At 48.6% G+C, this 24,418-nt stretch carries 22 protein-coding genes; all 22 read left to right on the top strand.

The window, feature by feature from the left end; all coding sequences use genetic code 11:
• Positions 1 to 53: 53 nt before the first annotated feature.
• The 22 genes from lepA (at position 54) to EYS13_RS07615 (ending at position 24,404) form a co-directional block, all read left to right on the top strand.
• Positions 54 to 1,862 (top strand): translation elongation factor 4, encoded by a 1,809-nt coding sequence (gene lepA, locus EYS13_RS07720; protein ID WP_227767544.1) that lies wholly within the window; start codon positions 54 to 56, stop codon positions 1,860 to 1,862.
• 229 nt (positions 1,863 to 2,091) lie between these two features.
• Complete coding sequence (gene hemW / locus EYS13_RS07715) at positions 2,092 to 3,231, top strand: radical SAM family heme chaperone HemW (protein ID WP_227767838.1); 1,140 nt, start codon at positions 2,092 to 2,094, stop codon at positions 3,229 to 3,231.
• Between the two features lie 102 nt (positions 3,232 to 3,333).
• Positions 3,334 to 4,365, top strand: coding sequence for a heat-inducible transcriptional repressor HrcA (gene hrcA / locus EYS13_RS07710; protein WP_227767542.1), 1,032 nt, complete (start codon positions 3,334 to 3,336; stop codon positions 4,363 to 4,365).
• A 145-nt stretch (positions 4,366 to 4,510) separates the two neighbouring features.
• Complete coding sequence (locus EYS13_RS07705) at positions 4,511 to 6,079, top strand: TCP-1/cpn60 chaperonin family protein (protein WP_227767540.1); 1,569 nt, start codon at positions 4,511 to 4,513, stop codon at positions 6,077 to 6,079.
• A 6-nt stretch (positions 6,080 to 6,085) separates the two neighbouring features.
• Positions 6,086 to 6,709 carry a nucleotide exchange factor GrpE gene (grpE, locus tag EYS13_RS07700; RefSeq protein ID WP_227767538.1) on the top strand — a complete coding sequence of 208 codons (624 nt, stop codon included), beginning with the start codon at positions 6,086 to 6,088 and terminating at the stop codon, positions 6,707 to 6,709.
• A 133-nt stretch (positions 6,710 to 6,842) separates the two neighbouring features.
• The gene (gene dnaK, locus EYS13_RS07695) at positions 6,843 to 8,675 is read left to right on the top strand and encodes a molecular chaperone DnaK (RefSeq protein ID WP_227767536.1); all 1,833 of its coding nucleotides are present in this window, start codon (positions 6,843 to 6,845) and stop codon (positions 8,673 to 8,675) included.
• Positions 8,676 to 8,735: 60 nt separating this feature from the next.
• Positions 8,736 to 9,875 carry a molecular chaperone DnaJ gene (dnaJ, locus tag EYS13_RS07690; protein WP_227767534.1) on the top strand — a complete coding sequence of 380 codons (1,140 nt, stop codon included), beginning with the start codon at positions 8,736 to 8,738 and terminating at the stop codon, positions 9,873 to 9,875.
• A gap of 203 nt (positions 9,876 to 10,078) precedes the next feature.
• Positions 10,079 to 11,020: a 50S ribosomal protein L11 methyltransferase gene (gene prmA / locus EYS13_RS07685; protein ID WP_227767532.1), complete on the top strand. Its 942-nt coding sequence runs from the start codon at positions 10,079 to 10,081 to the stop codon at positions 11,018 to 11,020.
• 2 nt (positions 11,021 to 11,022) lie between these two features.
• Positions 11,023 to 11,781 (top strand): 16S rRNA (uracil(1498)-N(3))-methyltransferase, encoded by a 759-nt coding sequence (locus EYS13_RS07680; protein WP_227767530.1) that lies wholly within the window; start codon positions 11,023 to 11,025, stop codon positions 11,779 to 11,781.
• Positions 11,771 to 13,093: a tRNA (N(6)-L-threonylcarbamoyladenosine(37)-C(2))-methylthiotransferase MtaB gene (mtaB, locus tag EYS13_RS07675; protein WP_227767528.1), complete on the top strand. Its 1,323-nt coding sequence runs from the start codon at positions 11,771 to 11,773 to the stop codon at positions 13,091 to 13,093. The genes EYS13_RS07680 and mtaB overlap by 11 nt, the downstream gene beginning before the upstream one ends.
• Positions 13,094 to 13,396: 303 nt before the next feature.
• Complete coding sequence (locus EYS13_RS07670) at positions 13,397 to 13,738, top strand: histidine triad nucleotide-binding protein (protein ID WP_227767526.1); 342 nt, start codon at positions 13,397 to 13,399, stop codon at positions 13,736 to 13,738.
• 117 nt (positions 13,739 to 13,855) lie between these two features.
• Positions 13,856 to 14,032 (top strand): 30S ribosomal protein S21, encoded by a 177-nt coding sequence (gene rpsU / locus EYS13_RS07665; RefSeq protein ID WP_227767525.1) that lies wholly within the window; start codon positions 13,856 to 13,858, stop codon positions 14,030 to 14,032.
• 69 nt (positions 14,033 to 14,101) lie between these two features.
• Positions 14,102 to 15,526 (top strand): NfeD family protein, encoded by a 1,425-nt coding sequence (locus EYS13_RS07660; RefSeq protein ID WP_227767523.1) that lies wholly within the window; start codon positions 14,102 to 14,104, stop codon positions 15,524 to 15,526.
• Positions 15,527 to 15,566: 40 nt separating this feature from the next.
• Positions 15,567 to 16,553, top strand: a complete 987-nt coding sequence (gene floA, locus EYS13_RS07655; protein ID WP_423055331.1) for a flotillin-like protein FloA — start codon at positions 15,567 to 15,569, stop codon at positions 16,551 to 16,553.
• A gap of 35 nt (positions 16,554 to 16,588) precedes the next feature.
• Entirely contained in the window at positions 16,589 to 17,185 is a 597-nt protein-coding gene (locus EYS13_RS07650; RefSeq protein WP_227767518.1) for a hypothetical protein, read from the top strand.
• Between the two features lie 494 nt (positions 17,186 to 17,679).
• Positions 17,680 to 18,324, top strand: a complete 645-nt coding sequence (locus EYS13_RS07645; RefSeq protein WP_227767516.1) for a thiamine diphosphokinase — start codon at positions 17,680 to 17,682, stop codon at positions 18,322 to 18,324.
• A 417-nt stretch (positions 18,325 to 18,741) separates the two neighbouring features.
• Positions 18,742 to 19,041 (top strand): sporulation protein YqfC, encoded by a 300-nt coding sequence (gene yqfC, locus EYS13_RS07640; protein WP_227767514.1) that lies wholly within the window; start codon positions 18,742 to 18,744, stop codon positions 19,039 to 19,041.
• A 14-nt stretch (positions 19,042 to 19,055) separates the two neighbouring features.
• Complete coding sequence (gene yqfD, locus EYS13_RS07635; RefSeq protein WP_227767512.1) at positions 19,056 to 20,306, top strand: sporulation protein YqfD; 1,251 nt, start codon at positions 19,056 to 19,058, stop codon at positions 20,304 to 20,306.
• A 110-nt stretch (positions 20,307 to 20,416) separates the two neighbouring features.
• Entirely contained in the window at positions 20,417 to 21,385 is a 969-nt protein-coding gene (locus EYS13_RS07630) for a PhoH family protein (protein ID WP_227767509.1), read from the top strand.
• Between the two features lie 38 nt (positions 21,386 to 21,423).
• A complete protein-coding gene (locus tag EYS13_RS07625) occupies positions 21,424 to 23,574 on the top strand; it encodes an HD family phosphohydrolase (RefSeq protein ID WP_227767506.1) in 2,151 nt (716 codons plus the stop codon).
• On the top strand, positions 23,555 to 24,025 hold the full coding sequence (gene ybeY / locus EYS13_RS07620; protein WP_227767504.1) for an rRNA maturation RNase YbeY: 471 nt from the start codon (positions 23,555 to 23,557) through the stop codon (positions 24,023 to 24,025). The genes EYS13_RS07625 and ybeY overlap by 20 nt, the downstream gene beginning before the upstream one ends.
• Before the next feature lie 4 nt (positions 24,026 to 24,029).
• The gene (locus EYS13_RS07615) at positions 24,030 to 24,404 is read left to right on the top strand and encodes a diacylglycerol kinase family protein (protein ID WP_227767502.1); all 375 of its coding nucleotides are present in this window, start codon (positions 24,030 to 24,032) and stop codon (positions 24,402 to 24,404) included.
• Positions 24,405 to 24,418: the final 14 nt, after the last annotated feature.

Genomic DNA, 24,418 nt, shown 5'->3' with positions numbered 1-24,418 from the left:
ACCTCCTGGGGACTGACGTTATAGTATATTTTCAATGTACTGGAGGGCCGGACATGATACAAGACTGGCAAAAAAGGATTCGCAATTTCTGCATTATTGCTCATATTGATCATGGGAAATCCACTTTGGCCGACCGGCTGCTGGAATATACAGGTGCTTTGACTGAAAGAGAAATGGCTGATCAGGTCCTGGATCAGATGGAGCTTGAACGGGAGCGGGGCATTACCATTAAGCTGCAGGCGGTTCGTATGAATTACCAGGCCCAAGACGGGCAGATTTATCTGTTAAATCTTATTGATACACCCGGTCATGTGGATTTTACCTACGAAGTATCCCGCAGCTTGGCTGCCTGTGAAGGGGCTCTCTTAGTGGTTGATGCTGCCCAGGGTATTGAAGCTCAAACGTTGGCTAATGTGTATTTAGCTTTGGAACATGATCTGGAAATCATTCCGGTTATTAATAAGATAGATTTGCCCAGTGCCGACCCGGAAAGGGTAAAAAAAGAGATTGAGGACGTCATCGGCTTGGATGCCAGCCAGGCAATTCTGGCCTCGGCTAAAACAGGGGAAGGTACTCGGGAGATTTTGGAAGCGATTGTCCAAAGAATACCATATCCCAAAGGCGAGGTGGATGCTCCGCTGCGGGCTTTGATTTTCGATTCCCATTTTGACTCCTATAAAGGTGCGGTACCCTATGTCCGCATAGTCGAAGGTAAAGTGGAAAAAGGGATGAAGATCAAGATGATGGCTACAGGCAGGACTTTCGAGGTTAATGAGGTGGGAGTTTTTACTCCCTCCCTCAAGATCGTCGAGAGCCTGTCGGCGGGCGAGGTGGGCTTTATCACAGCCAGCATAAAAAATGTGAAAGATACCCGGGTCGGAGATACTGTAACGGGAGCGGAGAATCCGGCCAAAGAGCCTCTGCCCGGTTACAAAAAAGCCACTCCTATGGTGTTTTGCGGCCTGTATCCTATTGAAACCAATCAGTATGAGGACCTGCGGGATGCACTGGATAAGCTGCAATTAAACGATGCCTCGTTAATCTATGAACCTGAAACTTCCACAGCCCTGGGTTTTGGTTTCCGCACCGGTTTCCTGGGCCTTCTGCACATGGAGATCATCCAGGAACGATTGGAAAGAGAGTACGGGCTGCAGCTGATTACTACAGCTCCCAGCGTAATTTACCGGGTCACCAAGACTGACGGGCAGGTCATAACTGTCGACAACCCCACTAATTTGCCCGCGCCCAACTATATCGAAAAGATCGAGGAGCCTTACGTGAAAGCAACTATTATGGTGCCCAGCGAATACGTCGGCTCGGTCATGGAGTTGTGCCAGGAAAAACGGGGGACTTTCGGCACCATGGAGTATATGACTCCTACCAGGGTCATGCTTACTTACTCCCTGCCTTTAAGCGAGATTATTTATGATTTCTTTGACCAGCTCAAATCACGGACCAGGGGCTATGCTTCCCTTGATTATGAGCTGATTGGCTACCGGGAGTCGGACCTTGTTAAACTGGATATCCTGCTAAACGGCGAAGTGGTTGACGCTTTGTCCTGCATTGTTCACCGTGAGCGGGCCTATTACCGGGGCAGGGCTTTGGCCGAAAAATTACGTCAGCTGATTCCCAGGCAGCTTTTCGAGGTGCCAATCCAGGCTGCTATCGGCAATAAAATCATTGCCAGGGAAACAGTTAAAGCACTGCGCAAGGATGTCCTGGAAAAATGTTACGGCGGCGATGTTTCGCGGAAACGAAAACTTCTTGAGAAGCAAAAAGAGGGCAAGAAGCGGATGAAACAGGTTGGTTCCGTGGAGATACCCCAGGAAGCTTTTATGGCAGTACTGAGCATAGACGAATAGCAAGCAGCTTGCAGCCATAGCCATCACGCTTTCAGCCTTCAGCTAGTAGCCTGCAGCCATCAGCTTTCAGCTATTAACCACAGAGGTTAAACTACAAAATTAACAGCCAGGCGGAAAGCTTGTATTAGAAAAAATAAACATTGTATCAAAGATAATCTTTATGCTAACAGCTGAGAACTGACAGCTGATAGCTGTTAGCTGACCCGAAAGGAGGCAAACAGCCTTGTCCATGGGCTTATATATCCATATTCCTTTTTGCATTGGCAAGTGCAATTATTGCGACTTCACCTCTGCGCCTCCAGCGGCGCCGGGGGAGATTGAGAACTATCTCCTGGCCTTGGCAAAAGAACTGGAAATTTACGGCCGGCTGCTTGCTCGGCCTGATGCTGCTTGTTCAGTAGATACCGTCTATATTGGAGGCGGCACACCAACTCTCTTGGCCGGCGAGCAATTGGTCCGGGTGCTGATAAAGTGCCGGGACCTTTTTGCTTGGTCCGCGGATACAGAGGTGACGGTGGAAGCCAATCCCGGTACGGTTGACCTCCTCAAACTTGAACAACTGAAAATGGCCGGGGTCAATCGAATCTCCTTTGGTGTGCAATCTTTTGATGACAGCTTGCTCCGGGCTATGGGCAGGGTCCACAGTGCTGCTCTGGCTGTAGAAAGTATAGCCTTGGCCAGGAAGGCTGGTTTTTTTAACCTTAACCTGGACCTGATTTTCGGGTTGCCTGGGCAAACCATGGGGATGTGGGAACAAACCTTGGATGAAGCCCTAAAACTTGAAGTCGAACATCTTTCCCTCTACGGTCTGAAAATTGAGCCGGGAACTCCGTGGGGAGAAGAAGATGAAAGGGGGCTACTGCCGCTGCCTCCGGAAGAAACTGTGCTTAAAATGCGGGCCGTTGCCAATGAAAAGTTGAAAGCCCGCGGGTACCGGCAGTACGAAATTTCCAACTATGCGCGACCGGGCTTTGAAGCAAGGCATAACCTGCGTTATTGGCACAACAAGGAATACTTGGGGGTGGGGTTGGGCGCCAGCTCTCATCTGTTGAACAGGAGGTTCGTGAACATTTCGAGTTTATCCTCCTATTCCCGTTTGCTGGAATCGGGGCAGCTGCCGATAGCAGAAGAAGAATTGCTGACCTGGAAACAGCGCATGGGTGAAACCGCTTTCCTGGGGTTAAGACTTTTGGCGGGCTTAGACTCTGAAGCTTTTTACCTGCGCTATGGAATAAGGCCACAAGAGGCTTTTAAAGCGGAAATCGAGCATCTTCTGCAGCTTGGTTTGCTGGAAGAGCAGGATAACAGCATACGTTTAACTGCTCAAGGGCTGCCCGTTGCTAATCATGTCTTCACTTATTTTGTTTAGGAGGCGGGAGTAAATCTTGACAAATGGCAAGGGGCATGATACGTTTTAAGTATAAAATCTTAGCACTCAACGGTTCAGAGTGCTAACAAAAGGGTGATTGGCATGCCGATGGACGAGCGGAAAAAGAAGGTGCTACAGGCCATCATTCAAGACTATATTGCTACCGCAGAACCCGTTGGATCCAGAACTATTGCCCGCAAATACGATTTGGGCGTGAGTCCGGCAACTATTCGCAATGAAATGGCCGATTTGGAGGAGCTGGGGTATATTGAGCAGCCCCATACTTCGGCAGGAAGGATCCCTTCGGATTTAGGATATAGGTACTATGTGGACTGCCTAATGGAAAAAGAAAATCTGAACCAGGCGGAAGAAGAATATATCAGGTACCGCTTCTCGCAAAAGATGGAGGAAATCGAAGCGGTCATCAGGCAGGCCAGCGAGGTTTTGTCTGAAATGACCAATTACACCGCTTTGATTTTGGGGCCTCAGTTAGGGAGACGCACGTTCAGTCAGATCCGGCTTATGCCGTTAAGTCCTGGAAGTGCTCTGATGATTGTGGTTAGCAACTCCCGGCTGGTGCAGCACCGTATTTTAGATATTCCGGAAAGTATCACTCCGGCCGACTTGGAAAGAATAAGTCTTGTCTTAAACGACAGGCTGCAGGGGTTTGCGCTGGAGCAAGTAAAAAGGGACACGCTGTATGACATTTACGGTGAACTTGCCAGCTATAAAAACCTTGTAAGTCATGTCTTAGACGTGATAGAACAGCTTGCCTGTTCCAAATTAAACGATAAGGTTTACCTGGGTGGGACGCTAAACATTTTTAACCAGCCTGAATTTAAGGATATTGATAAACTAAAAAGTTTGCTCGGCGTGTTGGAAAAGGAAAGCGTCTTAAAAGACCTTATGGAAGTGAAGCCGGAACTGGGATTAACTATTAGAATTGGTGGGGAAAATAAATACGAGGAAATTAATGGTTGCAGCCTTATAACCGCCACCTACCAGGTTGACGGGGTCGTTTTGGGTACCTTGGGTATTTTGGGCCCGACCCGAATGGCTTATTCCAAAGCGGTTAGTCTGGTGGAGTGCGTGACGGAGAATCTTTCGCAGGTTTTAGCTAAGCTGCTAAAATAATGGCCTTCGGCCAAGTCGTTAGTCGTCAGTCTTTAGCCGTTAGTTTTTAGTTGCCTTTTGAGACTTTTCCCTGTTCTTTTACGTTTAAATACTAAGGACTAATGACTAAGGACTCGACCGAAGGTTGCAAGAAGGAGAACTGTAGATGAGTGTAAAACAGGTTAGCAATAATGCTGAGGTGGATGAGCGCTTGGCCGCTTTGTCCACTAATGCCAATGCTATCAGGGCCATTGCCTCCGCAGTGGAAGGTACTCTGGGGCCAAAAGGCCTGGATACCATGTTAGTGGACAAATTTGGCGGTGTGGTTATTACCAACGATGGTGTAACTATTTTAAATCTAATGGAAGTCAACCATCCGGCAGCAAGGATGCTGATTAACATCGCTAAAGCACAGCAAGAAGAAATAGGGGATGGCACTACCACTGCTACCATTATGGCAGGAAGTCTGGTTAACGCCGGAATGGAGCAAGTAATTAAAGGTGTTCCTGTAGCCAAGGTGATTGAAGGTCTGCGGGTCGGTGTCAACAGGGCACTGGCCTTTTTTAAGGAACAAGCCATGCACCTTGATGATTTGAACAGTCCCCTTTTAAAGCAAGTAGCGTTGGTGGCGGGCAGGGAACACCAGGATATCGCCGACTTAACCATCAGGGCGGCTGCTTTAATCGGACTTGAAAAGCTCCAAGAACCTAATTTTAAACTGGCTGATACGGTGACTGCCCAGGTTGGGGCCGAGAATGAGGTGTTTGAGGGCATTATCATTAACAAAGAGCGAATGAACCCCCAAATGCCATTGAAATTTGAGGAAGCCAAGGTATTAGTTGTTGACGATGCTTTGGAACCGGAGGAAATTGAGGAGGAGGCCCTTGCCACCGAGGCAGGTGTTAGACGTTATCTCGAACTGCAAAACGAGTTTAAAAACAACCTGCATAAAATTATTCATTTGGGGGTTAAACTGGTTTTAGTTGACCGCGGAGTGTCTCCCCTGGCGGAAGAAATTTTAACCGATGCCGGGGTGATGGTGGTCCAAAGGGTAGCCTACAAGGAACTGCGTAAGGCCATGGAACACTGCGGGGCCCGTTTGATCAAAAGGACCGGTTTAAAAAAAGACCCGGAGGAGTTGGAAAAGTATTTAGGCAAAGCTGCACAGATTTACGAAGATGAAAAACTGGAGCAGGTCCGTATCCTGGGGGGTTATGGCAAACCTATGGCTACAATTCTGGTTGGGGCTGCAACCGAAGAGGTTGTAGGAGAAAGGGAACGCATTGCCAAGGATGCTGCCAGTTCAGTTCAGGCTGCAGTTAAAGGCGGGGTGGTACCCGGCGGGGGAGCCATCGAGCTTGCCGCCGCTCAGCATGTGGAGAGGGGACGCCAGGAAGTAAAAGGTATGGCTGCCTTCGGCATCGATTGTGTGGTTGAGGCTTTGCGCCGTCCGTTCGCGCAAATTGTCTCCAATGCCGGTTTTAACCCGCTGGAAAAAATGGCTGATGTGCTGGCTGCCCAAACAGAAAAAGGCAGCATTGCTTATGCCTTGAACTGCGATACAGGGGAAATAGCTGATATGCTGGAGTTGGGCGTGATTGACCCTGCTCTGGTTAAAATTCATGCTTTGAAAGCTGCCGGCGAAGTTGCTGAGGCAATTTTAAGGATCGATACCATTATTAAAATGAAGGAATATAAATCGAAAGGGCAGGAAAAAGATGACTTTGAAGAGTGAGGGAAGGTGAACAGAGTGCCGGAGGAAAATTTACATAAAGAAGAAACAGGTCAAGAAGATTTTTCAGCAGCAAACCACGAAGGAGAGACAATTGACCAGGTAAATGAAGAGCAAAAGGATGATGCAGCAAAGCAGCCAGAGGAGACAGCAGGTGAACAGCTTGATTTAGCTGCCCGTTTAGCATCCAAAGAAAAGGAAGCGGAAGAACTTTTCAGCCGCTTGCAGAGGCTGCAAGCAGATTTCGAAAACTTCAAGCGCAGGTCCCGTAAAGAACTGGAGGATATGGCCAGATTCGGGATTGAGCGTTTAATTGTGAGCCTCTTGCCGGTAATGGATAATTTCAACCGGGCGCTTTCTGCCTCCGCAAAAGGAGGCGAAGGTGCCACTTTTATGGCGGGCATGGAAATGATTTACCGCCAGTTAAAAGAAGTCCTGGAAAAGGAAGGATTACAGGCTATTGAAGCTGTAGGTCAGCCTTTCAATCCGGAAAAGCACGAAGCGGTAATGCAAGTGGAGACTGAAAATCCGGAGCAGGATAATTTAGTTACCGAAGAACTGCAGACAGGATATACCCTGCATGACAGGTTGCTGAGGCCCAGCATGGTTAAAGTGGCTAAATATAACGGGTAGTATGCATGATTTGATAGTTGCCAACAACTAATAACCAGCGACAGTAACTCTCTGGATAACTGTTGAATTAAATATTTTGCTACTAATAACATCTTAATCCCATTGCTATATAATGAAGAAGGAGGAAATGACAATGAGCAAAGTCATAGGGATTGACCTTGGAACAACCAACTCCTGCGTCGCCGTAATGGAAGGCGGCGAGGCTGTAGTCATTCCTAACGCTGAAGGAAACAGAACCACTCCCTCGGTAGTTGGTTTTGCCAAAAACGGCGAGCGCTTAGTCGGGCAGGTAGCAAAACGCCAGGCTATTACCAACCCCGATCGCACCATTATCTCCATCAAGAGACACATGGGTACTGATTACAAAGTAACTATCGATGATAAATCATACACTCCCCAGGAGATCTCAGCCATTATCCTGCAAAAACTAAAGGCCGATGCGGAAAGCTATCTGGGCGAACCGGTGACGAAAGCTGTAATCACCGTTCCCGCTTATTTTACGGACAGCCAGCGCCAGGCTACCAAGGATGCCGGAAAGATTGCAGGCCTGGAAGTACTACGGATTATTAACGAGCCAACTGCAGCTGCCCTCGCCTACGGCTTGGATAAGGGAGAAGACCAGACCATCTTAGTCTACGACCTGGGTGGCGGTACTTTTGACGTATCTATTTTGGAGCTGGGCGACGGCGTATTTGAGGTTAAAGCTACCAGCGGCAATAACCGTCTGGGCGGCGATGATTTCGATGAAAGGATTATGAATTACCTGGTCTCTGAATTTAAGAGAACTAACGGTGTTGATTTGAGCAAAGATAAAATGGCCATGCAGCGCTTAAAAGAGGCGGCTGAAAAGGCAAAGCATGAGCTCTCCAGCGTTACAACTACTAATATCAATTTGCCTTTTATTACTGCTACTGAAGATGGTCCGCAGCATTTGGACATCACTTTGACCAGGGCCAAGTTTGAAGAGTTGATTGCTGACCTGGTGGATAAGACTTTAGGGCCTACCAGGCAGGCTTTGGCAGATGCGGGACTTAAACCCCAGGACATTGACAAAGTTATTTTAGTGGGAGGTTCAACCAGGGTTCCTGCAGTGCAGGCGGCAATCAAGAACTTAATCGGTAAAGAGCCCCACAAGGGTATTAACCCCGATGAGTGTGTGGCCCTGGGAGCAGCCATCCAGGCTGGAGTTTTGACCGGCGAAGTTAAAGATGTCCTGCTTTTGGATGTCACTCCGCTTTCCTTAGGTATTGAGACTCTGGGAGGGGTGTTTACCAAGCTCATCGAGCGCAATACCACTATCCCGACATCTAAAAGCCAGATTTTCTCCACTGCCGCTGATAACCAAACCAGCGTGGAGATCCATGTGCTGCAGGGCGAACGGCAGATGGCGGCCGATAACAAAACCCTTGGCAGATTTACTTTGTCGGGCATTCCGCCGGCGCCCAGGGGAATACCGCAAATTGAGGTTAAGTTCGACATTGATGCTAACGGCATTGTGCATGTCTCAGCCAAGGATTTGGGCACCGGCAAACAGCAGCAGATCACCATCACATCCTCGAGCGGGTTGAGTGAAAAAGAAATCGAAGAAATGGTTAAAAACGCTGAAAAATACGCCGAGGAAGACAGGAAACGCAAAGAAAAAGTAGAAGCCAAAAACCAGGCTGATTCCCTGATTTATCAGACGGAAAAAACACTGAAAGAATTTGAAGGGAAACTGGGCAGCGCTGATGTGGAAAACATTAAAAAAGCCAAGAGTGAGCTGGAAGAAGCTGTTAAGGGAGACGATGTGGAGACAATAAAACAAAAATCAGAAGCCCTTTCCCAAGCCATTTACGCGGTGACTACCAAGATATACCAGCAGGCCGGAGCCCAGCAAGGAAATCCGGGGGCAACCGGACAGGGAACTGCTAAGGACGACAACGTAGTGGATGCAGATTACGAAGTGATGGATGATGATAAGAAATAAGCACTAACAACTTGTCTGCAGTGGGAGGTGACTCCCACTTTTCAGTAAGAAGGTGAGAAATTGGCAAAACGGGATTATTATGACATATTAGGTGTTGGGCGGGATGCAACCCCGGAGCAGATCAAGAAGGCTTACCGCACCCTGGCAAGAAAATACCACCCGGACGTGAATCCAAATGACAAAGAGGCCGAAGAAAAATTTAAAGAAGTTAAAGAAGCCTACGATGTGCTAAGCGACCCCGACAAGCGGGCCCGCTATGACCAGTTTGGTCACGCCGGCACCTCAGACCAGGGCTTTGGGGGATTCGGCGATTTTGGCGGTTTTGGCGGAGGCGCCGATTTCGGAGGCTTTGGCGACATTTTTGACATGTTCTTCGGCGGTTTTGGCGGAAGTGCAAAGCGTCAAGGGCCGCAAAAAGGCGATGACCTGCGCTATGATTTGGATATCACTTTTGAGGAAGCAGCTTTTGGAGTTGAAAAAGATATAGAAATCCCCAGGACCGAGGAATGTCCGACGTGCAACGGGTCGGGGGCCGAACCAGGCACCCACCCGACTGCTTGCAGCGTTTGCGGAGGTACCGGCCAGGTCAGGATTACCCAGTCCACGCCTTTGGGACGCTTCCAGACTATTAAAACGTGTACCCAGTGCCACGGCACCGGGCGCATTATAAGCACACCTTGTCACGAATGTAAGGGACGCGGCAAAGTCCGGCGGTTCAGGAAGATCCATATCACTATTCCTGCCGGTGTGGATAACGATTCCAAGCTGCGGGTGCCGGGCGAAGGCGAGGCCGGCTCTTTAGGAGGACCTCCCGGTGATCTCTATGTGTTTATCAGCGTCAAGCCTCATAAGCTGTTTAAGCGTAAGGGTTACGATGTAATTTCAGAAGCCGAGATTAATTTTGTGCAGGCAGCTCTGGGTGATGAGATCCAGGTCCCCACTTTGGACGGCATGATCAAGTTAAAAATTCCCGAGGGTACTCAGACTGGGACTTCATTCCGTCTCAAGGGCAGGGGCATCTCACGGCTCAGGAGCACCGGTCGGGGCGATCATCATGTCAAGATTGTGGTTGTCACGCCGACCAATTTGACCGAGAAGCAGAAAGAGGCGCTGCGGGAGTTCGGTAAAACACTAACCCAGGATAACCAGAAAGCTAAGGAAAAAGGTTTTTTCGATAAAGTGAAAGAAGCATTTAAGTAGCTATCAGCCCTCAGCTATCAGCTGTCAGCTTGGATATTAGCTTTGATAACAATTTGCTATTATCTTTGCAAGCTTACCTACACGGCTGTTAATTTAAAAACTTAACTTTAAGCTGATAAATTAAGGCTAAAAGCTGATGGCTGCCGGCTGAAAGCTAACATGCATATCTCGTTCATTAAAATCTGTAGGTAAGGAGCATGATTATGAACAAATGGCAGGAGATTACCGTTACAACTACCGAAGAGGCTGCAGAAGCTGTAGCCAACCTGTTTTACGAGCTGGGGGCGGCGGGTGTGGTAATTCAAGATCCCAAAGTATTGGCAAGATATATAGCAGAAGCGAACTGGGACGCATACGAACTGCCTGCCGAGCTTACCGAAGCGGAAAATGTGGTCATCAAGGGCTACTTACCTATGGATGATGCTTTGGAGGAAAGATTAAAGCAGTTCAGTTCCAGGCTGCAAAGCCTGGAGAAGTATTTTACCCAGTACCTGGCTGAAGTGTCACTGGCGGAAATTGCTGAGGAAGACTGGTCTTCCTCCTGGAAGACCTATTATAAGCCGGAAAAGATTGGGGCCAGGGTTGTTGTGGTGCCTAGCTGGGAAGAATACCACCCGGCAGCTAACGAAGTGGTTGTAAAGCTGGATCCAGGCATGGCTTTCGGCACTGGAAACCACCCTACTACCGCTATGAGTATCCAGCTGATGGAAAAATACCTGCGCCCGGAAAGCGTTGTCTTTGATGTCGGTACCGGCTCCGGAGTGCTGGCCATTGCTGCAGCCAAATTAGGGGCTGTGGGAGTTCTTGCCCTGGATGTGGACCCTTTGGCCGTGCAAATTGCCCAGCAGAATATTGTGGAGAACCAGGTAGCAGGAGTGGCGGAAGCCAGGTATAACGACTTGTTGGCCGGAATACAGGGAAAATCCGATTTTATTGTGGCCAACATTATTGCTGATGTGATTTTGGATTTAATTTCTCAAGCCAAAAGTCATCTGGTTAAGGATGGCTGTTTTTTAGTATCCGGAATTATCAAAGACCGCTGGCCGGAAGTGGAGCGGGCGCTTACGGAAGCTGGGTTCCAAATTGTGGAGCATAGGGAACACAACGAATGGGTTGCTGCAATCAGCAGGAAAGCCGGGGACTAAAAATGGCGCATCGTTTTTTTGTTGCTCCTGAGAAAATTGAGGGAGATACGATTGAAATAACCGGGGAGGACGTACGTCATATAGTCAAGGTGCTGCGGTTGAAAAATGGTGATGAGGTTATTATTGCCGACGGGACCGGGCAAGAATATTATGGGAAGTTGGCTGCTGCAAAAAAAGAGCGCGTTACGGTCAAAGTAGAGAGAAAAGCGTTTGCCGCCAGTGAACCCCCCGTAAAGGTGACGTTGCTGCAGGGCATCCCCAAAGGTGATAAAATGGAACTCATTGTCCAAAAGTGTACTGAATTGGGCATATTCAGGATTGTTCCGGTGGCAGCTGCCAGGACTATTGTGCAGCTCAGCCCGGAAAAGGCCAGAAACAGAGTGGAGCGCTGGCAAAGAGTTGCCGAGGAGGCTGCCAAACAAAGCCAGCGCGCCATCATTCCCCGCGTTGAGGAAGTCCGAACTGTGGAAGCTGCAATTAGCAAGTTTGGTCAGGGACTGATGCTCGTCCCCTGGGAAGAAGAAAGGTCAAGAACCATGAAAGAAGTATTGCAGCAGCATGGACAAGCTAAAGATGTTACCCTGTTAATCGGCCCGGAAGGTGGACTGGAGGCCAGTGAAGTAGAGTTGGCCATGTCCCAAAATGCCGTCCCTGTAACTCTTGGTCCCCGCATTCTACGGACAGAAACCGCGGGCTGGGCGGCTTTAACCATGATTTTATACGAATTGGGGGACCTGGGAGGTACTAAGGTTGGCAGCTAAAAAAGTAGCACTGCATTCGCTGGGTTGCAAAGTAAATCAAAATGAAGCGGCAGCTTTGCTAAATATTTTTCGTCACCATGGTTATGAAGTGGTTGATTTTGACCAGGTGGCCGATGTTTACCTTATCCACACCTGCACCGTAACCCACTTAGGGGACCGCAAATCGCGCCAGGTGATTCGCCGGGCCGTGAAAAAAAATCCGGCGGCGACAGTAGTGGTTTCCGGGTGCTATGCCCAGGTATCTCCTGAGGAAGTGCTGGAAATCCCGGGAGTAGATCTGGTTATTGGCACCCAGGACAGGAGCCGTATCCTGGAATTGGTGGAAAGGGTCGAACGGGAGAAAACTCCTATGAACGCGGTGCGGGATATCCTGCATACCAGGGATTTTGAAGAACTGCCTCTTGAACACTCGGGCAGGGTCCGCGCTTTTCTGAAGATCCAGGAAGGTTGCCAGCAGTTTTGCAGCTACTGCATTATTCCTTTTGCCCGGGGTCCGGTGCGCAGCAGGGACCCGGAGAAAACGCTGCAAGAAGTAAGGCGTCTGGTGGAGCATGGCTATAAGGAAATAGTGCTGACAGGGATCCATACAGGCGCTTACGGCCAAGACCTGGACGACGAGGTAGATCTGGGCTGGCTGGTGAGACAGCTGTCCAAGATCCGGGGATTGAAACGCCTAAGGATCAGTTCCTTGGATCCCAACGAATTTACCCCGGAATTTATTGAAACCATCACTACTACCGAAATTGTTTGTCCTCATTTCCACATTTCGCTGCAAAGCGGTGACGATGACATCCTGGATAGAATGCGGCGACGGTACACAACGGATGAATACCGGGATTTAGTCAGCCGGCTAAGGGCCAGGATTCCTGACCTGGGTTTAACCACCGACGTAATGGTTGGTTTTCCGGGAGAAACCGGTGAGCAACACCGGAATTCTTTAAAATTCGTGGAGGAAATAGGTTTTTCCGGGTTGCATGTCTTTAAGTATTCGCCCAGGGCAGGGACTAAGGCGGCCACATACCGTAACCAGGTAGCCCCCGAAGTGAAAGAACAAAGAAGCAAAGAAATGATTGCCTTGGGGGAAAAGATGGCCCAAAGTTTTGCCCGGAAGTTTTTGGGAAAAAGCATGGAGGTGCTGGTGGAGCAGCGGGATGGAAACGGCTTGTGGGAAGGCCATACCGGCAATTATTTAAAAGTAAAATTTGCCTCGGAACAAGAACTGAGAGGGGAATTGGTGCAGGTAAACTTAAAGGAGTTGGCGAAGGATTCTTTGTTAGGGCAATTACAAGGCTGTGCCGTCGTTAGTCGCTAGTCATTCGTCGTTAGTAATAAAATATTCGAGTATAATGAGAATGACACAACTAGGGACTAACGACTAAGGACTAAGGACGAGATCGCAGGTTGCCACTGGTGACTGATGATTGGGGACAACACGAGGCGCGTGCCGCTGAAATTAGTTGGGGACATTCCTCGAACAAATATAATGCCTGCATAGAGGTGTGTCCCCTGACCTCTGCCCCGAGCAGTTGGTGCTCTTGATTCAGACAGTGGGAGCGACAGGACATAAACGTTACAGTTATTTTCAGGGTATTAAAGCAAGATAGGAGGTGAAAAAATGGACGACTGCTTGTTTTGTAAAATAGTGAAAAAGGAAATTCCAGCCCAAATCGTGTACGAAGATGACAAAATAATGGCATTCAAAGATATTAATCCTGCAGCTCCGGTACATATTTTGCTGATTCCCAAGAAACATATTCCTGACCTGACAGCCTTGGAACCGGTAGACGCAGAGGTAATCGGGCATTTGCATTTGGTAGCCAAGCAAATAGCCGAGGAGCAAGGGGTGGCCGAGAGCGGTTTTCGACTGCTCAATAACTGCAAAGAAGACGGAGGCCAGGTTATTTACCATTTACATTTCCATCTCATAGGCGGGCGCAAATTAACACACTTATGTTAAGGTTGACTGACTATCGGTACTATAGTATAATCTAAGGTGTATTTTTGCGTTTTCCTATCATTCCTGGCACCACACGTGATAGGCTTATGGTTGTTAGTGGAGGGAGGGAGATCGAGTTTGAGTGAAGTCAAAGTTGGTAAAAATGAATCTCTTGATGCTGCACTGCGCCGGTTCAAAAGGTCTTGCCAAAAAGCCGGTGTATTATCTGAGGTCAGAAAAAGAGAACATTATGAAAAACCCAGTGTAAGGCGGAAGAAAAAGTCAGAAGCAGCAAGGAAGCGCAAGTGGAACTAGATTCTCTTACCTTCCTCACACTAAAAAGTTTTAATAAAATAAACAACGCACTTAAGGAGTCTGGTATGCATGGAATACCAGACTTTTGATTATTCACGGCTAAGAACTTTTTGCTGTTTAAATACGTCTATAAGGCAAGGCACTGTAAGCAAATCGAAGAATGGGGAGGTGAGTTCTCTGGCAAAAAAGAGAATTAGGCTTTTAATTAGCTTTATAACGCTGCTTGTGCTTTTAGGTACGGCTGTTACTTCACCGGCGTTGCCTGACGACGTGGTTTATGTTGTACCTGTTACGGGTACAATTGATGCAGGACTGGCTAATTTTATTGCAAGGGCCTACGAGGAAGCTGAATTAAGCGGGGCAAAGCGGGTATTGTTAGAAATAAATACCCCGGGGGGTTTCATCGAGCAGGCAATCAAAATTAAGGAAACTATCGAGCAGGCTAAAACGCCCACTATAGCTTATGTGACAGGCGGAGCCATTTCGGCGGGAGCCCTGCTGGCATTGACGGCGCCCGACTTGGTTATGGCGCCGGGCACTACCATGGGGGCGGCTGAGCCCCGCATTGGCACGCAAAAAGCCGATGAAAAGATCGTTTCTTATTGGGCTTCTGAGCTGGCAGGCGCTGCCGAAAAAAACGGGCGAAGGGCTGATATTGCCAGGGCAATGGCTGATGCGGACCTTGCCATCCCGGGCCTGGTGGAAAAAGGGAAGCTTTTGACTCTCACGGCAAAGCAGGCAAAAGAGTATGGAATGGCTGACGATATCATTCCCACCCGGGCCGAAGTTTTACAAAAATATAACCTGGGTGAAAGCAAAGTAGTGGAGTTTGCCTCCAGTCCTGCGGAAAATTTCTCCAGGTGGATCACTAGACCTTACATAAGTTCACTGCTTTTGACAATCGGAATTGCCGGACTGGTAATTGAAATATTTACCTTGGGTTTTGGTGTGGCAGGGGTAGTGGGTCTTACCGCTTTAGCTCTCTACTTCGGGGGCAGCATTCTGGCCGGATTGTCCGGTTGGGAAGCTGTGCTGCTCTTTTTACTGGGCCTCATCCTGCTGCTGGTGGAAGTGCTGGTAATTCCAGGTTTTGGCTTAACAGGGGCCGGGGGTTTAGTGGCTATCATTGTCAGCATTTTCCTGGCTGCTCCCTCTAATGACCAGGCAGTTATCTCTCTTGTGATCGCGATCATAGGTACTGTCTTTTTGCTGGCCCTCAGCGTGAAATTTTTGCCCACCAGAAAAGTTTGGAACCGCCTGGTCCTGGGTACAAGGCAGGAGAAAACTACAGGTTATGTAGCGCCTCGCAAGTCCCTGGCCGATTTGGAAGGAAAGGTTGGGGTCACAATTACGCCGCTAAGGCCTGCAGGGGCCGCTGAAATCGGAGGTGAAAGGGTTGATGTGGTAACAGATGGTGCTTTCATTCCTCCCCAGACCCCGATTAAAGTAATTAAGGTCGAAGGGACAAGGGTAGTAGTCAGTAAGCACGAATAAATTTTTTTGATTAGGAGGTAGCACCGTGGAGTTAGCGTTTATCAGCAGTTTGATTTTGTTTGTGATTATTCTTTTAGGTGTCATCTTTATTTTCAGCTTTATCCCTGTCGGTTTATGGATTTCCGCTTTAGCAGCAGGCGTAAGGGTAGGGATTTTTACCTTAATCGGGATGAGGCTGAGAAGAGTTCCGCCTGCTAAAATCGTCAACCCTCTCATTAAAGCGGACAAAGCAGGCATCAATGTCAGCGGTAACCAGTTGGAGGCCCACTACTTGGCGGGCGGTAATGTGGACAAAGTGGTAGATGCTTTAATTGCTGCGGAAAGGGCCAATATACCTTTACCCTTTGAGCGCGCTGCAGCTATTGACCTGGCTGGCCGCAACGTCCTGGAAGCCGTGCAGATGAGTGTTAACCCCAAGGTTATTGAAACACCTATTGTGGCAGCAGTAGCCAAGGATGGGATCGAAGTGCGGGTCAAAGCAAGGGTTACAGTCCGGGCAAATATTGACCGGTTGGTTGGCGGCGCCGGGCAGGAGACAATCATTGCCCGGGTTGGTGAGGGTATAGTAACCACAGTAGGTTCCTCGGAAAGCCATAAAGAGGTGTTGGAAAACCCCGACCGCATCTCTCAGACTGTTTTAAACAAAGGGCTGGATGCCGGAACGGCTTTTGAGATTCTGTCCATTGACATTGCAGACGTGGATGTGGGTAGAAATATCGGCGCCCAACTGCAGACTGACCAAGCTGAAGCCGATAAGCGCATTGCCCAGGCTAAAGCTGAGGAGCGCCGGGCCATGGCCGTGGCCAAAGAACAGGAAATGAAGGCAGCTGTTCAGGAAATGAGGGCGAAAGTTGTGGAAGCCGAAGCCGAAGTGCCGAAAGCAATGGCTAAAGCTCTGCTGGACGGGAAACTGGGAGTCATGGATTATTACAACATGCAAAATTTGCTGGCTGATACCCAGATGCGGGATGCCATTGCCAAGCTAAACCCCGAAACACCGGGAAGTCAAAGCGACTCTAAAAAATAGTTGTTAGTTGGGTTTTTCGTTGTTGTCATTAGGAGGTGATCTCCATAGATGTCATAGGCATAATAGCCTTTATAATCTTTGTCGTCTTCAAAGCGCTGGCGGAATCAAACAGGCAAAAGCAGGTGTACCGCCGCAAGAACGAAACACGTGAAATCGCCAGGCCAAATCCCATGAGTCCCCCGCCTGTAGCCAGGCCTTGGGAAGAAGCCTTTCCCCCTGTCCTGTCTTTTCCCTGGGAAGACAAGGAAGAAGTTACCGAAGAGATGCAGCCTGCCAAGCAGACAAAGGAAGCTCCTGTCTGGAATTCCAACACTCTGGGTGAAGGCTATGCCACAGAAGGGGCCAGTACTGAAGGATTTGGGACTGAAGGGGTTGCTACGGAAGGCAGTGTTTTGGCTGAGGTTAGTACGGAGGGATACGGCACCGAAGGTGCAGATTCTACGAACATTGAGGGATGGAGCATAGAAAGCGCCGGAGAGAAAGAGCAGAGCAAGGCAGCAGCTCCCATACCTTCTTTTAAGGCAGGACTTCCTATGGAACCGGCTGAAGTGATCCGGGGATTTGTCTGGGCAGAAATTTTACAGCCCCCCATCTCCAAGAGGCGAGCCTGCGGCGGGCGACCTTGTCCTTAGTCGTTAGTTTTCAGCTATCAGCTGTCAGCCCTCAGCTATTAGCCTTCAGCTATCAGCTATCAGTAGTTAGACCCCCATGCTGTTTCGCAGCACCAGTAGTATAATGAAAATTATTATATACTTTATGTCCGTGGAAGCGACCTTTGTCTGAATCCTTAGAGCACCCTGCGATGGCAAAGGACTGAAAGCGGACGAGCAGCATGGACGCTGTGAGAGCGCTGGAGCGGCAGGACGCCGCGTCAGCGCGTGCCGCTGAAAGTCCGTGGTGAGCAGTTGGTGCTCTTGATTCAGACAGTGGGAGCGACAGGACATAGACGTTACACTTTATTTTCAGGATAGTTACTGGCGATTAGCTGTTGACTAACGAGTAGACGTAGGTCTGTGCATAGACTGAGGACCAACTGCCAGGGACTAAGACTCGGCCAAAGGGGGACTAGGGAGTGATACCTGGGACTTGGCAGTGAAGTACCTTCAAGAGGGTCGGGTGACTACACATGCGAAAATGCGCAATTATTGCCGGAGGGGCAAAACCTGAAGGCCATCTTCCCTTAAAATTTCTTGCTCAAGCAGACTATTTGATTTGTGCCGACAGCGGTGCCAACCACGCCTATGACTTAGGATACGTGCCCGATCTGATTGTGGGCGATTTTGATTCAGTGGACAAAGCCGTGCTGGAAGCATACAGTGCAAAAGGCTGCCCGGTTGAAACTTACCCGGTGGAAAAAGACTATACCGATACCGAATTGGCCCTGCAGTTGGCTCTGGCCCATCAGCCGGAAGAGATATACCTTTTTGCTGCTACCGGAGACCGTCTGGACCATACGCTAGCCAATGTGCTCTTGCTTATCCCCTTTACTTTGCAAAACCCCGGGATCAAAATGATCGGCAATAATTTTGCAGCCTGGGTCTGCAGGGGAAATACCGTTGTTCATGGTAAGCCCGGGGATTTAGTTTCCACTATCCCCCTGTCGCCCACAGTTACAGGCATAACTTTACGTGGTTTTAAGTATCCCCTGGAGAATGATGAATTATTTTTAGGCAGTTCAAGGGGAATCAGCAATGAGTTGTCGGGGGACAGCGGGCAAATTTCTTTGCGCGAAGGGTTATTGCTGGTAGTACATACCGCGAATGTGACATAGACGTTTCATTTATTTTTAAGACAGTCTGACACCTTCCTGGCAACAGGAAAGTATAAGCGTGTAGACAAAGCCAGGAATGAAAAATTGTAACCCATTGTGGCGTAGCTGCGACATATGACAAGCCATAGAGCGCTCTGTGAAGAGTTTGACTGTAAGCGGCCGAGCAGCATGGACTGAGATGAGCGCTGGAGCGGCATGGACAGAGCGAGAGCCGCGTGCCGCTGGAAGTCAAACGATGAGCAGGAGCAGCGCTCTTGGCGAAGTCATCCCGGAGCAGCGGACACAAGTGTTAACATTTTGAGTGCTACGACACCTTCCTAGAAACAGGTAGGTGTTTCTTTTTTTGTTAAGCTGAAATGCGGTCTAAAGTAACACTCTAATTGCATAAATTAGGTAGAAGGGGTGAGGAGGGGTAATATGCTAAGGGCCAAAAGGCTGTTACTGGACAAGGCCAAACAAATGCAAAACCAATTTGCCGATTTTTTGGAGATTCCTCAAGATGCCTTGTTGGACTTACCAAGAATTACTATTATCGGTGACCTCCGGCTCTTTTTGGAGAACCACCGGGGGATTATCGAATACACCTCCGAAAAAATCCGGGTAAGCGTGTCTGGCGGCCAGTTGGAGATAACAGGCCAGAACCTGGCTTTGAAAAATATTAAACCTGACGAAATAGCAGTGGAAGGCAGGATAGATACGCTTGCTTTTAACAGGTAAGGGGGCTTGAGGGTATGCTGTTCAAAAGGTTATGGTCCTATTTTCTGGGGTACTGTGTGATTATGGTGGAGGGACCCCGCAAAGAAAGGTTTATCAATCTTGCTGCTACCAGAGGGATTGACTTATGGGACATAGCTCATGAAGGCGATTCCAGGCTTTGGGGTAAAGTAGCAGTGAACGGCATCAAGCCCCTCCGGCATATTGCCAGGCTCAGCAGGTGCCGTTATAAAATTATGGCTAAAAATGGATTGCCTTTTGTACTGTCCAGGGCAGAAAAGAGAAAGGGACTGGTTGTTGGGGCCCTGCTTTTTTCCATAGCCCTTTATTGGTTATCTTCTTACGTTTGGTTTGTGGAAGTCCGCTTCGCCAAACCCATGGAAACTTTAAGCAAGGAGGAGATTTTAACTGAAGCGGCCAGAGCAGGTCTTAAGCCGGGCGTGTTAAAAAGTAGTCTCGATCTGGCCAAATTGGAAAAAGAGCTGGTGCTAAGGCTTCCCGCCATAACATTTATCAGCATCGAACTGCAAGGCACTCTGGCCAGGATTGAAGTTGTAGAAAAAAAAGTGATTAAAGATGATAAGGACAGGAGACCGGCCCATATCGTGGCCACGAAAGACGGGGTAATTGAGGAAATCCTGGTATTACTAGGTGAACCCCGTGTCGCAGAAGGGGATACAGTGCAGGAAGGACAGGTCCTCATCTCGGGTATTGTCCCTCCCCGGGCTCCTGCTGATAACCCGGCTGCAAATCCTGGGGAAGTTCTGCCAATCAACCAAGCCCCTCAAATAGTCAGAGCCAGAGGTATAGTCCGAGCCAGGGTATGGTATGAAAAAATTGCCCAGGCAGCAGTGGTGGAAACAGGAGAAAATCCTACAGGACGAAAAGTTAGGCAGCTTTCCCTTAAGGTTGGGGATAAACAAATCGTGCTCAAAGGACCAAAAGAGGCACCCTACCGGCTCTATGACACCGAGATAGTGTCACGGAATATAAACAATTGGAGGATTTTAAAGCAACCTGTCGAAGTAATACAAGCTACCTATTATGAAATGGAGTTTTACCGGCATGAACTGGGCACAGAAGGCGCCCTGCGGAAAGCAAAGGAAACAGCTATAGCCGCTTTAAACCGGGAAATCCCTCAGCATGCTAGGGTGCTGGATCAAAAGGTTGAGCTACTCAAGGCTGAGCAGGGGATGGTCAAGGTCAGGGTTTGGGTTGAGACCTTGGAGGAGATAGGAATTGCCCAGGAATTCCCGGCTGCCGACTAGAAAAGTTTGGAATTAATTGGTTTAGGCAAAACTATAAGGAGTTTAAAATTTTTCACCAGTGTAAAGTGCGGAATGTAACTCAAAATTCAAGAAAAGGGGTTTTAGCAAGTTTGACTGAACACGTTGAAGCACGACTGACCGTGGGCAGCAATGGGGAGGCCGCGGTCCTGTTTGGTAAACATGATGAGCATTTGCGCCTTATCGAAGGCAGCTGTCATACCAAAGTGGTGGCCAGGGGGAATGAAATTCTGATTTCCGGTGCGAAAGAACATGTGCAAAAGACGCAAAAGGTTTTTGCAGAACTTATGGATTTAATTGCAGCGGGCGTCAATATAACTGTTCCTACTGTGAACTATGTACTTAGCCAGGTGGATACCGGAGGAGACAATCCTGAGCTCGCCAAAACCCTTTCCGAGGTTATTTACGTAACACCCAGAGGCAGGCAGATCAAACCAAAAACTATAGGCCAACGGAGATATGTCCGGGCCATACGAGAGCATGACATTGTTTTCGGCATTGGCCCGGCAGGTACCGGGAAAACCTACCTGGCCGTGGTGATGGCTGTTTTGGCACTGAAAAATAAGGAAGTCAGCCGGATTGTTCTGGCCCGTCCTGCTGTGGAGGCAGGAGAAAAACTGGGCTTTTTGCCCGGAGATTTACAGGATAAGGTTAATCCTTACCTTCGGCCCCTATATGATGGCCTGTACGATGTATTGGGAATGGACACGGCGCAAAAATACATGGAGCGCACAATAATTGAGGTGGCGCCACTGGCCTATATGCGGGGTCGGACCCTGGACGATTCTTTTATTATTCTGGATGAAGCTCAAAATACCACTCCCGAGCAAATGAAGATGTTTTTAACCAGGATTGGGTTTGGTTCCAAAGCGGTGATCACCGGGGATGTTACCCAGGTAGATTTGCCCAAAGGGAATTTTTCCGGTTTGGTGGAAGTGCAGAAAATTTTACGTGATGTTAATGGTATTGCTTTTCAATACTTAACTGAAGCTGATGTAGTGCGCCATCCTTTGGTGCAAAAAATTATTCAGGCTTATGAAGAATATCAGAATAAGCATTAACCAGGTAATCTATCACTCCCGAAAGGAGTTTTGTTGTTTTGAATGTTAATTTCTGGCGCAAATACGCGGACACTTTTATAGTAAGTATCTTTAAAAATTTCACAGCCCGCAGGCTCCTCTGGGTGCTCCTATTTTATACCGTTGCCACCGGCATTCTGGGTATCAGTTTACTTCCCGGAAGGTTACAGTTGGAAGAAGGCCAGCCCAGCCCCAGGGACTTTGAAGCCCAGCAAAGTATTGTCTACGAGAGCGAAGTTTTGACTGAACAGGCCCGGGAGCAGGCCGCAAGGGATGTTGAGCCGGCTTTAAAAGTGGATAAGGCTGTTTTAACCCAGATGGAAGGCGAGATTCGCAGCTATTTCAACCAGATTAAAAACGTCCGGGCGGATAAAACTTTAAATGAAGCTGAGAAAATTATTTGGATTAAAGAAAAAGTTGGCCTGGTGTTGCCGGGCAGCACGATCAAAGCCCTGCTTACGGCTGACGATAATACCTTGGAACATCTGGAGAAACAAGCTGTACAAATTATGCGCAGGTATATGGAGCCCGGAGTGCAGCAGGCAGCACTGCCTACTGCCCGGCAGAACATAGTGAGTGAAGTGGAGCTTTTAGCTATTGATAAAAGTTATCAAGAAGTGCTGAAAGCGATCTACGAAGGCGTTAACTTTCAGGAAACGCTGGTCTATGATCTGGCCGGTACAGCCCAAAAAAGACAAGAAGCCAGAGCCCAGGTAGGACCTGTACAAGTTAAAATTCAAAAGGGCGAAAAGATAGCAGGTAAGGGCGATATTTTGACAGCTGCCAAGATTGAAGCCTTGCAGCGCTTAGGGCTGCTTAAAGCGCGGACAACCTATGCCAACTTTTTGGGATTATCCATCTTTGTGCTGGTGGCATTTGTGTTGATTGCCTTCTTTCTCTACCAGTATCGCAAGGAGTTTCTCGCTAACGAACCTTACATTGTGCTGCTGGGTTTGCTGTTAATCCTGGGTCTAGTTATGGCCAGGATTTTATCAAGTTTTAACGGTACTACGGATACCTCCATGATTTTGGGTTACCTGGCGCCAACAGCTGCCGTTACCATGTTGATTGCTATTTTACTGGACACTAAGCTGGCAATTTTCATCGCTGTTATTTTAGGTCTGTTTACCGGCGTTGTCAACGGTTATCAGTTTCAGTTTGCTGCGGTTGCTGTAGTAGGCGGCGTGACCGGCGTTTACAGCGTATCCAAGTTAAGCCAAAGGGGCGACCTCATGCGGGCAGCTCTCTATGTGATGCTTGTTAATGTCTTGACCATCCTTGCCTTGGGGATGATGCTCAATTACACTTTGTACAGGTTGGCCATTGCTCTGTCACTGGGGATTGCCAACGGTTTGCTTTCATCGGTGGCTACAATCGGCACTCTTCCTTTTCTGGAGACGGCTTTTGGCATCACTACTTCGGTTAAACTGCTGGAGCTTTCCAACCCAAACCAGCCTATTTTAAAGCGGTTACTGATGGAGGCTCCCGGCACTTACCATCATTCCATACTGGTTGGCAATTTGGCGGAGAGTGCCGCTGATGCTGTAGGCGCTGATTCTTTGCTTGCCAGGGTAGGGGCATATTATCACGATATCGGCAAGATTCGCCGCCCTTACTTCTTTATCGAAAACCAGATCCATAACAGCGAAAATCCCCATGATAAGCTGGCTCCGACGCTAAGCACTTTGATTATTACCTCTCATGTTAAAGACGGTCTGGAGTTGGCCAAGGAAAACAGGCTTCCCAAGGTTATTGCTGATTTCATAGCCCAGCACCACGGGACCAGTCTGATTAGTTTCTTTTATCACAAAGCTCTGGAGAATGAAAAAGCTGAAACTATTTCTGAGGCTGATTTCCGTTATGAAGGGCCTAAGCCAAAGAGCAAAGAGGCAGCCATAGTGATGCTGGCCGACGCGGTAGAGGCCGGTGTCAGGTCGCTGAAAAATCCTACTCCTGGCAGAATGGAAGGATTTGTCCGTAAAGTAATTAAAGAAAAATTGGAAGACGGGCAGTTAGAAGAATGCGAACTGACTTTTAGGGAATTGGACACTATTGCCCAGGCCTTTGTCAGGATATTGAGCGGGATTTTCCATTCCCGTATAGAGTACCCTGATCAAGTGCTGAAAGAAATTGAAAGGAGAAAGGCTAAAGATGCAGCTGCTCGTAAGTAACCAGCAAGATAAAGTGGAGTTTACCCGTTCGATGGAAGAGATGCTGACCCGGGTGGTGCAACTGACACTGGAAGCGGAAGGGGAAAATCCTGCTTTGGAGGTGTCGCTGCTGCTGGTTGATGATGCTTATATTCACCAACTGAATCGGGAATATCGGGGAATTGACAGGCCAACCGATGTCCTCTCCTTTGCTTTGCGTGAAGAAACTGGCGAGGAGCCGCATTATCTGCCTGTACCGGAGGACAACTTATTAGGGGATATTATTATTTCCCTGGAGACTGCTGCCAGGCAAGCGATAGAATACGGCCATTCCCTTGACAGGGAAATGGCGTATCTGGCGGTTCATGGTTGCCTGCATCTTTTGGGCTACGATCATGAGACGGAAGAAGAGAAGAGGAGAATGCGGGAAAAAGAGGAAAAAATATTGGAGATGGTTGGACAGACCAGATAGTGCCATGAAAGAACAAAGATTTTCGGAAAGCTTGACTAATGCCATTAAAGGAGTTGGCCATACTTGGCGAACGGAACGTAACTTTCGCATCCACAGCGCTGCTGTCGTGCTGGTCTTAATTATTGCCGTGACTGCCAAGCTTCAGCCTCTGGAATGGGCTATGCTTTTCTTCGCCATTACACTGGTGCTGGTCTGTGAGCTCGTGAATACCGCTATCGAAAATGCGGTGGATCTTTTTATGCAAGACTTTCACCCTCTGGCTCAAGTCGCTAAGGACGTGGCGGCCGGAGCTGTTTTAGTGGCTTCAGTAAATGCAGTTATTGTAGGGCTTTTTATTTTCCGCAGATTCATTTGGCAAGTGCTGACCAAACTGATGTAGCTCATACCAGAGTC

Source organism: Zhaonella formicivorans, assembly GCF_004353525.1.
Classification (GTDB): Bacteria; Bacillota; DUOV01; order DUOV01; family Zhaonellaceae; genus Zhaonella; species Zhaonella formicivorans.
This window is presented reverse-complemented; position numbering and strand designations above follow the sequence as displayed.

Excerpts from the sequence above, each read along its gene's own strand:
- lepA (WP_227767544.1), top strand. The coding sequence starts at position 54 with ATGATACAAGACTGGCAAAAAAGGATTCGCAATTTCTGCATTATTGCT.
- hemW (WP_227767838.1), top strand. The coding sequence starts at position 2,092 with ATGGGCTTATATATCCATATTCCTTTTTGCATTGGCAAGTGCAATTAT.
- hrcA (WP_227767542.1), top strand. The coding sequence starts at position 3,334 with ATGCCGATGGACGAGCGGAAAAAGAAGGTGCTACAGGCCATCATTCAA.
- EYS13_RS07705 (WP_227767540.1), top strand. The coding sequence starts at position 4,511 with ATGAGTGTAAAACAGGTTAGCAATAATGCTGAGGTGGATGAGCGCTTG.
- dnaK (WP_227767536.1), top strand. The coding sequence starts at position 6,843 with ATGAGCAAAGTCATAGGGATTGACCTTGGAACAACCAACTCCTGCGTC.
- prmA (WP_227767532.1), top strand. The coding sequence starts at position 10,079 with ATGAACAAATGGCAGGAGATTACCGTTACAACTACCGAAGAGGCTGCA.
- EYS13_RS07680 (WP_227767530.1), top strand. The coding sequence starts at position 11,023 with ATGGCGCATCGTTTTTTTGTTGCTCCTGAGAAAATTGAGGGAGATACG.
- EYS13_RS07670 (WP_227767526.1), top strand. The coding sequence starts at position 13,397 with ATGGACGACTGCTTGTTTTGTAAAATAGTGAAAAAGGAAATTCCAGCC.
- EYS13_RS07660 (WP_227767523.1), top strand. The coding sequence starts at position 14,102 with ATGGAATACCAGACTTTTGATTATTCACGGCTAAGAACTTTTTGCTGT.
- EYS13_RS07645 (WP_227767516.1), top strand. The coding sequence starts at position 17,680 with ATGCGAAAATGCGCAATTATTGCCGGAGGGGCAAAACCTGAAGGCCAT.
- yqfC (WP_227767514.1), top strand. The coding sequence starts at position 18,742 with ATGCTAAGGGCCAAAAGGCTGTTACTGGACAAGGCCAAACAAATGCAA.
- yqfD (WP_227767512.1), top strand. The coding sequence starts at position 19,056 with ATGCTGTTCAAAAGGTTATGGTCCTATTTTCTGGGGTACTGTGTGATT.
- ybeY (WP_227767504.1), top strand. The coding sequence starts at position 23,555 with ATGCAGCTGCTCGTAAGTAACCAGCAAGATAAAGTGGAGTTTACCCGT.
- EYS13_RS07615 (WP_227767502.1), top strand. The coding sequence starts at position 24,030 with ATGAAAGAACAAAGATTTTCGGAAAGCTTGACTAATGCCATTAAAGGA.